The following is a 14,133-nucleotide window of genomic DNA, read 5'->3' on the forward strand; positions in this document are numbered from 1 at the left end:
GAATTCATATGTCAGATTGGAAAACGACGTATACCCATTTTTTAGACACGGCAAAAGAAGAGTACGCCGGCAACGAACAACGCGGTGACCTGCTCGTTCAAGGCGAACTCGCCTTAGCCAAAGTGACGGTCGATGTCGCTTCAAATGAAATCAGCAATATCGAGCGCGAGGAAGAGCTCACGCTGTACTTCCAAATGAAACAGTTGCTCAACATGTTGCGCGCCATCTATAATGACCAGTTCGAAATGCAACCGGAAAAAGAAGACGCGCTCGTCGCGGCCGTCCTCTACTTCGTCTCACCGTTTGATGCCATTCCTGATGATGCGCCGCTCGGATTGTTTGATGACGCCCAAGTGATCGACTACGTACATGAACAACTCGCTAGCGATATCGACCGCTTTCACCACGCATTGTAAGCAATCGCCCTTGAAATTCGACCCGGGTCGGAGTACGCTTGCTTGAGAACTATGTCAAAGGGGGCGTATGGCGCCTAGCCAATCTATATGTACGCAAAATCACGAAAACGAATCGCCGTCGAAACGGTATTGTTCATTATCGCCGGAACGATTCTCCAATCTATTTTCGTCAGTTTGCTCCTTAAGCCGAACGAAATCGGCTCTGGAGGAATCGTCGGAATCACGCTTATTATCAATGAACTGTTCGGGACGCCAATCGGTCTCAGCCAGTTAGTGTTAAACATCCCGCTCTTTATCGTCGGGATCAAGTTTTTAGGAAAGCGGTTCATCTTGATGACCGGGATCGTCGTCGTCTTGTCCTCTATCTTGATCGATGCGTTACCGGTGCTCGTACCGCCGACGCCGCTCGACGACCCGCTCGTCGCCTCCGTATTCAGTGGAATTGTTTCCGGACTCGGCCTGGCGCTCCTATTGTTCGCCGGCGCCTCGACAGGCGGACTCGATATTCTCGGAAAAGTCATCTATTCGACGAACCGAAATTTGTCGCTCCCTAAAATCTTTTTGACACAAGACATCATCGTCTACATTCTCGTGTTCATCACGTTTGACATCAAGGCGGTCATGTACGCGCTCGTGCTCAGTTTCGTTCGTTCGCGCACCTTGTTGACGATCCACCGCTTCTTCTCGGCCCAAAAGCAGTGCTTTATCATCTGTAAAAAAGCCGATGAGATCAACTTGGTCATCAAGCAGAACTTGAAGCGCGGCGTCACGATCATGGACGCGACAGGCGGCTATTCGAACGACTCGAAGAAGATGTTGTACGTCGTCGTCCAAAACAACGAGATTCCAAAGCTTCGTCAAATCGTCTCCGATATCGATTCGGAAGCGTTCGTCACCGTCTCAGAAATCGATTCGGTCGTCGGAAATTTCAAAGAACATTCTTATACACTTTAATCGACAGCAACTTGCTGTCGATTTTTTGTGTAACAAACGCTCCAACGTTCCGATAATACGAATGAGCCTATTAGACATATACAGAAGGAGGTGCATGAGTTGTCTAGCCACTCCTTGCGCCAATCAGTCCCCGCCCTGCTCGTCGGGACATTTGCTCTCGGACTGTTATTGATTGTTTTCAGCCCTTATGGGTTACGTGAGACGAGTCTGTTCATCTACTTCATGACGATCACACTCATCGCGACCGCTATTAGCGGCTACGCCGTTTACCGCCATCAGGGCATGCGACGCTACATTCATTTGTTGATCAGCGCCGGCAACCTTTGTTTCATCGCTTACTTAGTCGTGCATCGCTACTACACGACCGTACCCGGTGACATGATGATGTTCATTCAAAACTTTTTCTATTTGATCATGGCACTCATCGTCATCACCCAGTCCATTGAGATCCGCACGCTGAAACTGCGGACGTTCGACGTGTTCGCCTTACTCAGCTTCCTGCTCATCGGCGCATTGCACATTTTCTTCTACTCAGCCCGTGGCGAACAATACGTCGCCAGTTTGAACGGTTTCGAAGAACAAATGGTGCTCGTCAGCCTCTACATGGTGCTCGGGTTTTTGTATTTAAACCGAATCGTCACCTCGGGCCAAACGTTCCGGGTGATGCTCTTGATCGGGATACTTGGTTTCACGACCGCCTCGATTATGAACCAGTTGAACGGGTTTGCCGGTGTCGGTCATGACCTCGTCCATCTGCTTCAAGTGAGTAGCATCTTCCTCATCTCAGTCAGCTTCTTGTTCGATGAAGCTGCGGAAGACGTCCTCGCCCATGACTCCGTGTTCGATTACGTCATTTACAGTTCGGTCGTCATGTTGTTCATGCTCGCATCCGACCGTCTGCTCGGCACGTCCGTTCTAGACTCGATGATCGCGAACGCGGTCTTGCTGTTACTCATCCGACAGTTCGTCGTCGCCAAACAAAACGCCTTGATCAGTCAACGCTTACATACGGTCAATACGGATCTCGAAGTCGCGGTGACGACGAAAGCGCACGAACTTGAGATTCGGGAACAACAATATCGGTCACTGTTCGCCTATCACGCGGAACCGATTTTCTTGTTCGACTTGCACGGGGAAGTTCTATCCGTCAACGAAGCCGGTAGTTCGGTGCTCGGACACGATGCCGAGATGTTGGTCGGTTCTAACATTTTAGACATTATCGAACAGAAAGATCGCGCCGCCTATGCGACCGTGCTCCACGACCTAACGACAGGCCGTCCCGAGACACTCGAGGTCGATGTCATGACCGATGATGGGACGAAACGTGTCTGGCAATTGATGAACATCCCGATGATCATTGATGGTGAAGTCGAAGGAATTTACGCCATCGTCAAAGATGTCACGCAAATGATCGCGCAACAAGAACAAATCTTATACCAAGCGAACCATGACAGCTTGACGGGGTTACATAACCGCTACGCCCTGCAAGAACAGATTGAACGACTCATTGAAGATGGCCGACCGTTCACGCTCATGTTCTCCGACCTTGACGGATTCAAAGAGATCAATGACCAGTTCGGACATCATATGGGCGACCAGCTGTTGCAACATATCGGCAAGCGTCTGCGCAGTGCGCTGTTGCCGAACGAGTACGCCGGCCGCCTCGGCGGGGACGAGTTCATCGTCGTCGCTGAGCACGGTGATGACGAAATTCTCATTGAACGGCTCCGCCGTCTCGTCTATCGCCCTCCATACTTCATGGCCGGTACGCTCGTCGAGATTCACGCCTCGATTGGAATCGTTCGGTATCCCGAACACGGGGCGACGCTCAAACATCTGCTCTCAAACGCCGACCTCGCCATGTACAAGGCGAAAGAAAAAGGACGGGATGAGACGGTGCTGTTCGCCCCTGAACTACGCGAAGACAAGGAAGAACGGAAACTGTTGATGGAAGGGCTTGACACCGCTCTCGAAAAAGGCGAGATTTCGTTATATCTTCAACCACAAGTCGACGCCTCGACGAAAGCAATCATCGGTGCTGAAGCGCTCATGCGCTGGCAACGAGACGGCAAGTTCGTCCCGCCGAGCGAGTTCATCCCGATCGCCGAGGAGACCGGACACATCCAAGACCTTGGTCGCTGGATGATTCACGAGACGTTCCAACTCATGTACGCGTTTGAACAAGGGGAAATCGACCTGCCGAAACTATCGGTCAACTTATCGGTCCGCCAGTTGTTCGATGAGCACTTGATCGAGTACTTGACGACGTTGTTCGACCGGTTCCCGATTGAGCCGAGCCGATTGAACTTCGAGTTGACCGAAACGGTCGCGGCCCATCATTCCGAGCGCGTCTTAAACCGCATTCTCGAATTGAAAGCACTCGGTATCAAGCTGTCCATCGATGACTTCGGGACGGGATATAGCTCACTCGCCTACCTCGTCCGGTACCCGATTGACGAGTTGAAGATCCCGCGTGAATTCACGATGCAACTCGAAGAGAACCGAGAGTATCAGACCGTCACCGCGACGATTGTAGCGATGGCCCGCCAACTTGGCATGGCGCTCGTCGCCGAAGGAGTCGAAACCGAGTATCAAGAGACGTTTTTGCGTCGCATCGGGTGTGACTCGATGCAAGGCTATCGTTATGCCAAACCGATGCCGCTTGACGAGTTCGTCATCTTTTACATGAAACAACGACAATAGAAAACGCCTCGGACCGAGAACCGGTCCGAGGCGTTTTACATTATTTCATCTCATACACTTTCACTTCACCTGGTTTCAAATCGATCCACAGGTCCCAGTTTTCATCGAAACGATGCTCCGCATACGGCCACGAGTTCGGTGAGTACACCATCTCGGCGAAGCGGCTCGCGTTCCAGTTGCGGCGACGAACGCCGTCGAGCGGGACCGTCCCTTGTAACGAGTGATGCATGTCCGTGTTTGCGACGATGATGAGCGTCTCGTTCGTGTCCGGCCGTAGCCAGGCGAGACCGATGAATGGAGCGTCCATGTACGGCATCGTCAGCGGCTCGAAATGGCTCGGGTTGACGAGCACATCGAGCCATCGGCGACGAATGCCGGCCACTTGATGCATGAGTTCGATCATCTCGTTCCGTTCCGGGTGATCCCAATGGAACTGATAGGCGTCAAAGAACGCGAGCTTCCCGAAATAAGGGTCGGTCGGGAAGAGCTGATACGCTTCTTCCGGACGACAGTCGAGTCCGGTGTTCATCGGTTGTGTCTCGTACAGTTCGAGTCCCGAATTTGTCATCGGCACCCCATTCGGCATGAACCCGTTCAAGACGGTGAGCAATCGGCTCGCTTGACGGCCTCCTTCACGGGTCGCGATGCGACGCGTGTCCGCGGTCTCACCGGCAGCGAATACCGGAAGCGGCAAGAAACGAGAGTCATAAATGAACTGATGTGTGTCATGCGTATCAAACCGAGGCTCTTTATAGAATCCGTATCCGATGATCATGTTGTAGCCGGCGTCACGCGCTGCCCAGGCCCCTACTTCGATCAACTCCTCGGCGATAAAGCTGAAGTTCGAGTCGAGCGCCCGTGGTTCCGTCAAAATCCGTTGTGCCAGATCGACCGGTAAGGCGTGGCCCATGTCGATTCGGGCACCGTCAATCCCGTATTCCCGCTGATAATGCGGAATGATGTCAGCGAGCATCGCCCAGAGCGGTTCGTTGATTTGCTCACCTCGGAACTGGTTCGACTTAATCGAATCGAACAAAATGTATGGCGCCAAGTTCGCTTCGTTCACATAAGGCGCGGCCGCTGTCGGATGGTCGAGGAACAAACGGAAGTACGTGACGTCAGACCACGGCGGTTGCGGGTCGTTGATGCAGTCAGAGAACGCCGGGGCGGTCGTCAACCCGAATTCGCGTTCGATGACGGCGAGCAAGTTTTCTTCCGGGTGCTCCGTCACATACGTCTTCACGTCTTCCCACTTCTTCGCATCGACGAGGTTCGGGGCCATCGAGAAGCGACGCAAGTGGTGCCACACGTCTTCTGATCCGTAAATCATCGGTAAAAATGCGTACTCCGGTTTCACGTTCTCCCCGATTCCTGGGACGTGAGGCGGATGATAGTGATCGAGCTCCGTCACCGGAATCCAATAAAACCATTCCGGGTTCTCGAGAATCAATCGGTTGTCCCGGGCACACGTTCGCGGGATCACGTCGATGACGACACGAATCCCGACCATGTGACATGCTTCGACGAAGGCGGCGAACTCTTCTTCGACCGTCAACCCATCTCCCGTGAGCGTCTCTTTTAACTCTTCATCGATTGCGAAGAAGTCTTGGACAGCGTACGGTGAGCCGAACTCCCCTTTTTTGTTCTTATGGCTATGTTGCGAAATCGGTAACAAGAATAACGTATCGATGCCCATGTACAACAAGTGCGGCAGCAGAGCGAGCGTCTTCACAAACGTCCCCGTGTCTTTCATCCCTTGTGAATTCTCCATCTCGACATAGCCGGAGCCATCATGGTCCCACGATGTCGACGTCCGGACTTGCATCGAGTAGACCGAAGCGCGTTTGATCCAATCGCCACCCGTCTGTAAGTGGCCGTCAGCTTTTGCGACAGACTGATGATAGTCCCGTCCGTCAACGTTATGCGGGAGGATGCCTTTCTCAATCGTTTCAATCAAGAAGTCGTACGGATTGACCCGTTCGACGCCGTCACGGACCGGTTCGGACGAAAATCGCATCCGATTCCATAAGGTTGGGATTTCATAGTGCAGGTCGGTCCGTTTTGTTTTTAAGACTTGATGTAACTTTTTTAACGACGAGTTCTCTGGCATAGTTATTCTCCTTATGATTGAAATCGTACCTCTTCACAATTGTAAACGATAACAGGGCACGGCTTCTTGTCTTTTTATACATTTACCCGTTTTTTTCCTTTTCCAAAAAAATATTTTGTGCCGAATGAGACAAAATATTGTACGATGGTCATCAGAAGGGAGGGAATGATCATGTTTCAGCGCAAATGGCTCGCCCTTTTCGGTGCTTTAGCCGTCTTGCTCGTGCTCGTCATCGCCAGTTTCATCGTTCAGTTACGGAACACGAACGAACGGATTGAGGCGATACATGGAGAACGACTCGATTCGTATCAAGCAATCGAAGAGATCATGTATTACAATCTCGAGCGGGCCAACGCCATCCGTGGTCTTCTCGCCTACAACGACCGACGCTTCTTAGAAGCTTATTACAGCATGTCCCAACGAGCGAAAGAGTTGAAAGCTTCCATCGCCAGCGACCCGAACACACCGAGCTCACTTCTCGACTTGTTGTATCGCGACGGGATTTGGGAACAAGAAGCCGACCGAGTTCTCGTCATTTACGAAACTGGTGATATCGACGAAGCGACCGCCGTGGCCGAGACGATGACCGATCAACGTCAGACCATCCTCGAAGATCTGCGTTCACTTAAAAAGATGCAATACAATGACATCCGTAAGCAGTTGACAGCGACACAACGAGAAATCGACCTCGCTATCCAAGTGCTCTTATCGCTTTCGATTTTACTCGTCGCCACGTTCATCATCCTTTTGTTTTTAATGTTCAAACCACGAAAAAAGACCGATCATTAATGACCGGCCCTTACGCCTCAAGCCTGCTTGAGGCTTTTTTTCGTCCCACGGATCAAACGGGTCGCGTTCCCGATGGCGAGCAAGGCGACGCCGACGTCGGCGAAGACGGCCTCCCACATCGAGGCGATACCAAGGACGCCGAGAACGAGGAACAATGCTTTCATCCCAAATGCGAACGCGATATTTTGCCAAACGATCCGCTTCGTCCGTTTGCCGAGGTCGATGGCGGCAACGATGTCGCTCGGGGCGTCGTTCATGAGGACGACGTCTGCAGCTGTGACAGCCGCGTCACTGCCGATGCCCCCCATCACGAGTCCGAGGTCGGCCCGCGCGAGTGCGGCCGCATCATTCAACCCGTCGCCGACGAAAGCGACTTTTCCGTGTCGAACCAATCGTTCGACCTCCTCGACTTTTTGATGGGGCAGGAGTTCGCTCTTCACGTCGTCAATCCCGAGATCTTGACCGACCTTGGCGGCGACCGCCGCCCGGTCCCCCGTCAACATGACGGTTCGATACCCGTGTCGCTTCAAGGAAGTGACCGCCTCGGTCGCGTCTTGCTTCACCGTGTCCATCAGCTCGATCCGCCCGAGCCATCGGTCGTTTTTCACTACGTGAACGTTCGTCCCGACTCTTGCCTCGGTCACTGCATGGCCTAGTTTTTCCATGTAGCGGGCACTGCCGACATAAATTCGATCCGTTCCGTCAAGCGCCATAAGGCCGTACCCCGGCTCTTCTCGCACATCAGAAAATGCCGTCGCCTCACCTGCTCGCGCCACAATCGCTACGGCGAGAGGGTGAGTCGAGGCGATCTCGACTCGGGCCGCGAGCTTTAATAACGCTTCTTCTGACGTTTGTCCGTTCGTTTCAACTGCAGTCACATCAAAACGTCCCGTCGTGAGCGTGCCGGTCTTATCGAACACAATCGTGTCGACTTCGGCGAGTGTGTCTAAATATTCTCCACCTTTCACCAAAATGCCTCGTCGTGAACCTGCACCGATGCCGCCGAAATACCCGAGCGGAATCGAGATGACGAGGGCGCACGGACAGCTGATCACGAGAAAGATCAGGGCGCGATATACCCATTCTTCTAAATCACCGACGAAAAGTGGCGGTACGAACGCGACGACAGTTGCCAATCCGACAACAATCGGCGTATACACTTTAGCGAGACGCGTGATCATCTGCTCCGTCTTCGCCTTGTTCGCACTCGCCTGTTCAACGAGCGCAATCATTTTTTGCAGGCTCGAATCGTTCGCCGGTCGCTCCACCTCGACCTCAAGGCGCCCATCGAGGTTCAACATTCCGGCGAGCACGGCATCCCCCGGACCAGTTTGGCGGGGAAGTGATTCTCCTGTAAGTGACGCCGTGTCGAGTGAACTCGCTCCTGTCACAATTCTCCCATCCATCGGCACGTGTTCCCCTGCCCGGACGACGATGATGGCACCGATCTCGACGTCTTCTGGTCGGTGCTCGATTTCTGATCCTTCGACGAGAACCCTTGCCTTCGTCGGTTTCATGTTCAACAGCGACTGGATGGAGCGGCGCGAAGCTCTCACGGCCCGACCTTGGACATACTCACCGAGTTGATAAAATAACATGACCGCTACCGCTTCCGGATATTCGGCAATCGCGAACGCACCGAGCGTCGCGACGGTCATGAGAAACTTTTCATCAAACCACTCGCGGGCCCAGATATTACGCCCCGCCGTATACACCACGTCGTATCCGGCAATCACATAGGCGAGGACGTAAAAGAAGAGCGAGTCGGTAAACAAGCCGAGACCGAGCAAGACGAGAGCGATACCAAAGCGCCAAAGCAATCGGTCCGCTTTCGTGTCCGCGTCGTCTTTACGGACGAAATGGGCACCCGGTTCGATCCGCTCCATCGTCGCCTCGATCGAACGAAGCATCGCTTCACGATCGGACGGCCCGACCCACTCGATCACCATTTGGCTCGTGGCAAAGTCGATGCGACACGACGTGACGCCGTCTTGCTCTGTGACGCGACGCTCGATCTTCGCTGCACAGTTCGTACAGGTGATCCCTTCGACCGGCAAGACATCTCGTTTTTCCATCGTATCCCCCCTCATTCAAACACTCATTTGAATATATGATAACGTGCCCGCTCCCATATCGCAACACAAAAAAAGCGTCTCCCGCAACGCAGCGGTAGACACTCATGATTCGGTCGGTCGTTGTTCAGCACTATGGGCCATCGCAATCTCGACGAGACGACGGACATGGTCGTCATCGAGCGAATAGTAGACGACTTTCCCGTCTTTCCGATATTTGACGAGCCCTTGCTCAAGCAACGTCCGGAGGTGATGGGACGCCGTCGCATTCGAGTGACCGATGACGGCCGCCACGTCACAAACGCATAATTCCGCTTCAAGCGTCAACACGTACAGCACTTTCAAGCGTGTCGGATCGGCGAACGCTTTGAACAAACGGCTGACTCGATTCGCATCCAATTCAACGAGAGACGCTTGTAAAACCGCCACGTCTTCGCTTTGAATCGCTATCGTTTCACATTGGGGTACCTTCACCTGTCTCACCTCATTTCTCATTACGTATAGTTTATCAAACCTTTACCGGAAAATCTGTTATATATTATTATTGACTTGTTAACCTCTGTTATAATACAATCAATACAACGAATAACGAATCCATATATTTGAAGGAGGAGTCTCAACATGAACGAATGGGCAAGCCGACTCGAGTCGTCAGTTGAATTTTATCGCAAGTTACCGGATAAGACGTGTCAAGAATGCGGGAAACATATGGATGAACAGTGCGAATCATACGAGAATACATGCGCATCGTGCGCAGAAAAACTTCAAGTCACCGAATAAAGCAATCCCCTCGGAACAATTTTCCGAGGGGATTGTTTTTATCCAACATGGTAGCCGATATAGGCGGCAATCAAACCAAATACATAAGTCACTAATAAGTATAGGCCGAATCGAAGCCAATCTTTCGTCACGAACCGCATCACTTCAAGCTTGAACGTCGAGAACGTCGTGAACGACCCAAGGAATCCGACGCCGATCCCGAGTAGCAGTTGATGACTCACCTCAGCCGCATATAAGTAACCGAGCCAAAACGATCCCGTCACGTTCACGAACAGCGTCGCCCAAGGGAAGACCGACGTCGTCCAAACTTTGACGAGCTGACCGATTCCAAAGCGGGCCATCGCCCCAAAAAAGGCACCGACCATCACTGTAACAATCATCATCACGCCTCCCCCTTTCGCTTCGCGAAACGAAGGAATCGTTTATTGCCCAATTTATACCCTAACCACGAACTCAACAGACCGAGTACGATGCTCAGCGTCACATATGCGAGCGCCCCCGACAGGTTCCCTGTCTCGATCATCACGATCGTCTCGACGCTGAACGTCGAGAACGTCGTGAACGACCCAATAAATCCGGTACCGATCGCCGTGACGACCATCGGCGAGAGCCGTCCGGTCCGAAACAAGTAGTGGGTGAGCCAGCCGAGCATAAAACTTCCAATCAAGTTGACTGCAAGCGTCTCGAACGGGAACGTCCCGCCATAGAAATTATGGACCCCGACCCCGATTTCGTAACGTAAAAGCGCGCCGAACGCACCGGCTAGCCCGACATAAATATAGAGCATGCCTGTTTCCTCCCTAACGAAAACACCTGCCGGGCAATACATGCGGCAGGTGTCGGATTGCTTCTTAAATTATAACAAATCGTGTGCGGTTATGAAATAGGCGTCGGTGCGAACACAGCCGCAATCGCCTCGAACGCTTCGTCGAGCTCTTCTTTCGTGATGACGAGCGGAGGCGCGAGGCGGATGACCGTTTCGTGTGTCTCTTTACAAAGCAAGCCCCGCTCTTTGAGCGCCTCACAGTAAGGACGAGCGGCTTCCGTCAACTCGATGCCGATGAACAGTCCGCGCCCGCGCACTTCTTGGATGAGCGGATTGTCGATCGACTTGATCCGGTCCATGAAGTATGTCCCAAGCTCGAGCGAGCGCTCAGGGAGCTTCTCTTCTTCGAGCACTTCGAGCGCCGCAATCGAGACGGCCGCTGCGAGCGGATTCCCGCCGAAAGTCGAACCGTGCGACCCTGGGTTGAACACGCTGAGTACGTCTTCATTGGCTGCCACGCAAGAAACCGGGAACACCCCGCCTCCGAGCGCTTTTCCGAGAATATACATGTCCGGTTCGACGTCTTCCCATTCGATGGCGAACCATTTCCCCGATCGTCCAAGACCCGATTGAATCTCATCGGCGACGAACAAGACGTTGTGCTCGCGGCATAATTCGCTCGCCCGTTTCAAATAGCCTGCCGGCGGAATGATGATACCGGCTTCCCCTTGGATCGGCTCGACGATGAACGCCGCCGTGTTTTCTGTGATGGCCGCTTCGAACGCGTCGATATCACCGTACGGCACGACTTTGAATCCAGGTAAGAGCGGTCCAAAGCCACGTTGATATTCTGCTTCCGTCGACATCGACACGGCCGCCATCGTGCGTCCGTGGAAGTTGCCCGAGCAGACGATGATCTCGGCTTGGCCTGGAATGTTCTTCACTTCATACGCCCAACGACGTGACGCCTTCACCGCCGTCTCGACCGCTTCGGCACCCGTATTCATCGGCAACACCATCTGTTTATTTGTAAGCGTTGCCACTTTTTTGTAGAAGCGACCGAGCTGATCGTTATAAAACGCGCGTGACGTCAACGTGATCTTATCCGCTTGTTCTTTTAGCGCTTGAATGATTTTCGGATGACAATGCCCCTGGTTGACAGCCGAATATGCACTCAACATATCCATGTAGCGATTCCCTTCAGGATCGGTGACCCAAATCCCTTTCGCCTCCGAGATCACGATTGGAAGTGGATGATAGTTGTGCGCCCCGAACTTCTCTGTCAATTCAATCACATCTTGTGTTTTTGACATTTGATTTCCCCCTTATTCTAAAAAGTCGATCTTACTCTTTCAGTATATGATGACCGTCTTTCTTTTGACAACGACGAACTTGACCATTCCTAGGGTTGGGAAAATAAGGTACACTGAACGTAGACTATGACTTATTCGACGTAGATTGGAGGAATTCGTGTGGCATCATTGCGTGACTTGCCGATTGACGCGTTCATCGACGCCTTGTCAATCCCATGCTGTTATATCGACCTCGACGGCGACGTCCTCTTATGGAACGGACATGCGACAGCGCTATTCGGATGGGAGCGTGACGAGGTGCTCCACCAAGCGTTGCCTGTCGTCGAACATTTAGAAAGCGCGCTCGAGACGTGGTCACCGCTACTCCTTCAATACCCGTTCTCGACGACGGCGATGACGCCGTTTCAACATAAAGACGGTTCGCTCGTCTATGCGACCGCCTATTTGCAATCATTCGCCATCCACGACTTTAACGGCTATTTTCTCGCGTTCTTACCGAAAGGGTTCGGTCCGCTCATCAGCACCGAACAATTTAATCTATTACACCATTTCCAATCGATGATCGAGCAGTCGACATACTATTTGTCGGCGAACGCAGAAGGGGTGATCCACGAGATCAACCCGATGCTATGTGAACTGATCGGTGCACCGAACCATCGCTTCATTGGCCAAAACTGGTTTGAACTGATTCATCCGGTATACAAACATAATCCGATCGCCGATACGGTGCGCCACGCCCTTGTATCCGACCGCATTTGGAACGGTGAAATGCCGATCTATTCGAAGCGGCATGCGACGAACGTCTGTTGGCTCAACTTGACGGTCGTTCCGATCTTGAGCGAGGACGGCGACGTCCTTCAGTATACGGCGTTCGGCTTTGACGTCTCTGATAAGAAGCGGCTCGAGCGTGAAGTCGAATACTTGGCGTACTACAACGACTTGACCGGTCTGTTGAATAAGAAAGGTTGGTTACGCGAATACAGAGACATCCTGCAATCGACCGATCAAACAGAAGGGCTTGTCCATATCGCTTTATTTGATATCGACCGGTTCAAAATTATTAACGAGTCGTTCGGCTCACGCGTCGGCAACGAGCTGTTGCTCCAAATCAAGGAACGGGCTGCCCGTTACTTACCTGAATCAAGTGTCATGTTCCACCCTTCCGGCGGTCTGTTCGGTGTCCTATTCTTAGAACAATCGAAAGAAGAAGTGTTCCAATTGCTTCGTCAATTGCAGTACGAGTTGCAGCGACCGTTCCGGATTTATCACCATTCGATCATGTTGTCGATTTCCATCGGCTGCGTCTTCTATCCGTCCGCGACGAACTCGTTAGAAGAACTGTACACTCGGGCGGAGAGCGCCCTGTTCAAAGGAAAACGGATCGGGGTCGGGACGATTCAATTCGTCACGAAAGACATGGATGACGCCTTCTCGCGGCAAATCCATATCGAGAAAGCACTGTATAAAGCGCTCGAAGAGAAACACTTCTATCTCGAGTACCAACCGAAATACGAGTTGAAGGCGGACCGGCTCATCGGGTTCGAGGCGCTGCTTCGATGGCATCACGACGAGCTCGGTCAAATCCCGCCTTCGGAATTCATCCCGCTCGCCGAAGAGATGGCGCTCATCGTCCCGATCAACAACTGGGTCATCCTTGAGGCGGCAAAACAGTTGAAGGCGTGGCAACCGCTCGTCGATCAACCGCTGTCGATGGCGGTCAACATCTCGCCGAACCAGTTCCGGAGTGAGAGTTTCATCAATACGTTGCGAAATATTAAACAGCAGCTCAATTTAAATCCGAGCGACGTGATCCTCGAGATCACGGAAAGTCTTGTCATGCAACAGACAGAAGAAATCATCGCCCGGATGAATCAAATCAAACGTCTCGATTATCGTTTATCGATTGACGACTTCGGGACAGGATTCTCGTCACTTCAATATTTGAAGTCGTTCCCTGTCGACGAGCTGAAGATTGATAAAGTCTTTTTAGATGACTGGCTCACATCGAAGTCGCACTTGCTCGACGTCATCGTCCATCTCGGGAAGAGCTTGAACCTCCACGTCGTCGCCGAAGGTGTCGAGGACCAGGAGATGCTCGACCACTTAAAAACGACCGACTGCGACTCGTTCCAAGGTTTTTTATACGCCAAACCGATGTCGCCGCATCGAATCGTCCATATGCTCACGAATCAAGTCGATAACAAAAAGCACTGACCTCGCGGGTCAGTGC

12 protein-coding genes are annotated in these 14,133 nt (G+C 52.4%); 6 read left to right on the forward strand and 6 right to left on the reverse strand.

What is annotated here, in order from left to right:
• Window positions 1-8: 8 nt before the first annotated feature.
• The 3 genes from L971_RS09200 (at window position 9) to L971_RS09210 (ending at window position 4,073) form a co-directional block, all read left to right on the forward strand.
• Complete coding sequence (locus L971_RS09200) at window positions 9-416, forward strand: YkvA family protein (protein WP_024371717.1); 408 nt, start codon at window positions 9-11, stop codon at window positions 414-416.
• 87 nt (window positions 417-503) lie between these two features.
• Window positions 504-1,370, forward strand: coding sequence for a YitT family protein (locus L971_RS09205; protein ID WP_052200345.1), 867 nt, complete (start codon window positions 504-506; stop codon window positions 1,368-1,370).
• Window positions 1,371-1,469: 99 nt separating this feature from the next.
• Complete coding sequence (locus L971_RS09210; protein ID WP_047375482.1) at window positions 1,470-4,073, forward strand: bifunctional diguanylate cyclase/phosphodiesterase; 2,604 nt, start codon at window positions 1,470-1,472, stop codon at window positions 4,071-4,073.
• Between the two features lie 40 nt (window positions 4,074-4,113).
• Here the strand turns inward: L971_RS09210 and L971_RS09215 are convergent, their stop codons facing one another.
• Entirely contained in the window at window positions 4,114-6,183 is a 2,070-nt protein-coding gene (locus tag L971_RS09215; protein ID WP_047375484.1) for an alpha-amylase, read from the reverse strand.
• 171 nt (window positions 6,184-6,354) lie between these two features.
• Here L971_RS09215 and L971_RS09220 point away from each other — a divergent pair, with 171 nt between their 5' ends.
• Complete coding sequence (locus tag L971_RS09220) at window positions 6,355-6,972, forward strand: hypothetical protein (RefSeq protein ID WP_231557588.1); 618 nt, start codon at window positions 6,355-6,357, stop codon at window positions 6,970-6,972.
• A gap of 17 nt (window positions 6,973-6,989) precedes the next feature.
• Here the strand turns inward: L971_RS09220 and L971_RS09225 are convergent, their stop codons facing one another.
• Together L971_RS09225 and L971_RS09230 are read right to left on the reverse strand one after the other, a co-directional pair.
• Entirely contained in the window at window positions 6,990-9,047 is a 2,058-nt protein-coding gene (locus tag L971_RS09225) for a heavy metal translocating P-type ATPase (protein WP_047375486.1), read from the reverse strand.
• A gap of 102 nt (window positions 9,048-9,149) precedes the next feature.
• A complete protein-coding gene (locus L971_RS09230) occupies window positions 9,150-9,518 on the reverse strand; it encodes a helix-turn-helix transcriptional regulator (protein ID WP_024371723.1) in 369 nt (122 codons plus the stop codon).
• Window positions 9,519-9,665: 147 nt separating this feature from the next.
• On the opposite strand from L971_RS09230, the gene yhfH reads away from it, so the two are divergent.
• Window positions 9,666-9,824, forward strand: coding sequence for a protein YhfH (yhfH, locus tag L971_RS14970; RefSeq protein ID WP_081648610.1), 159 nt, complete (start codon window positions 9,666-9,668; stop codon window positions 9,822-9,824).
• A gap of 38 nt (window positions 9,825-9,862) precedes the next feature.
• Here the strand turns inward: yhfH and L971_RS09235 are convergent, their stop codons facing one another.
• From L971_RS09235 to L971_RS09245, 3 genes are all read right to left on the reverse strand, one after another.
• Window positions 9,863-10,207, reverse strand: coding sequence for a CrcB family protein (locus tag L971_RS09235; RefSeq protein ID WP_024371724.1), 345 nt, complete (start codon window positions 10,205-10,207; stop codon window positions 9,863-9,865).
• The gene (gene crcB / locus L971_RS09240) at window positions 10,207-10,611 is read right to left on the reverse strand and encodes a fluoride efflux transporter CrcB (RefSeq protein WP_024371725.1); all 405 of its coding nucleotides are present in this window, start codon (window positions 10,609-10,611) and stop codon (window positions 10,207-10,209) included. Before crcB ends, L971_RS09235 begins: the two co-directional genes overlap by 1 nt.
• A gap of 89 nt (window positions 10,612-10,700) precedes the next feature.
• Window positions 10,701-11,903: an ornithine--oxo-acid transaminase gene (locus L971_RS09245; protein ID WP_024371726.1), complete on the reverse strand. Its 1,203-nt coding sequence runs from the start codon at window positions 11,901-11,903 to the stop codon at window positions 10,701-10,703.
• A gap of 159 nt (window positions 11,904-12,062) precedes the next feature.
• Here L971_RS09245 and L971_RS09250 point away from each other — a divergent pair, with 159 nt between their 5' ends.
• Entirely contained in the window at window positions 12,063-14,117 is a 2,055-nt protein-coding gene (locus tag L971_RS09250; protein ID WP_047375488.1) for a bifunctional diguanylate cyclase/phosphodiesterase, read from the forward strand.
• Window positions 14,118-14,133 lie beyond the last annotated feature (16 nt).

Source organism: Exiguobacterium sp. ZOR0005, from assembly GCF_000798975.1.
In the GTDB taxonomy this organism is placed as follows: domain Bacteria; phylum Bacillota; class Bacilli; order Exiguobacteriales; family Exiguobacteriaceae; genus Exiguobacterium; species Exiguobacterium aurantiacum.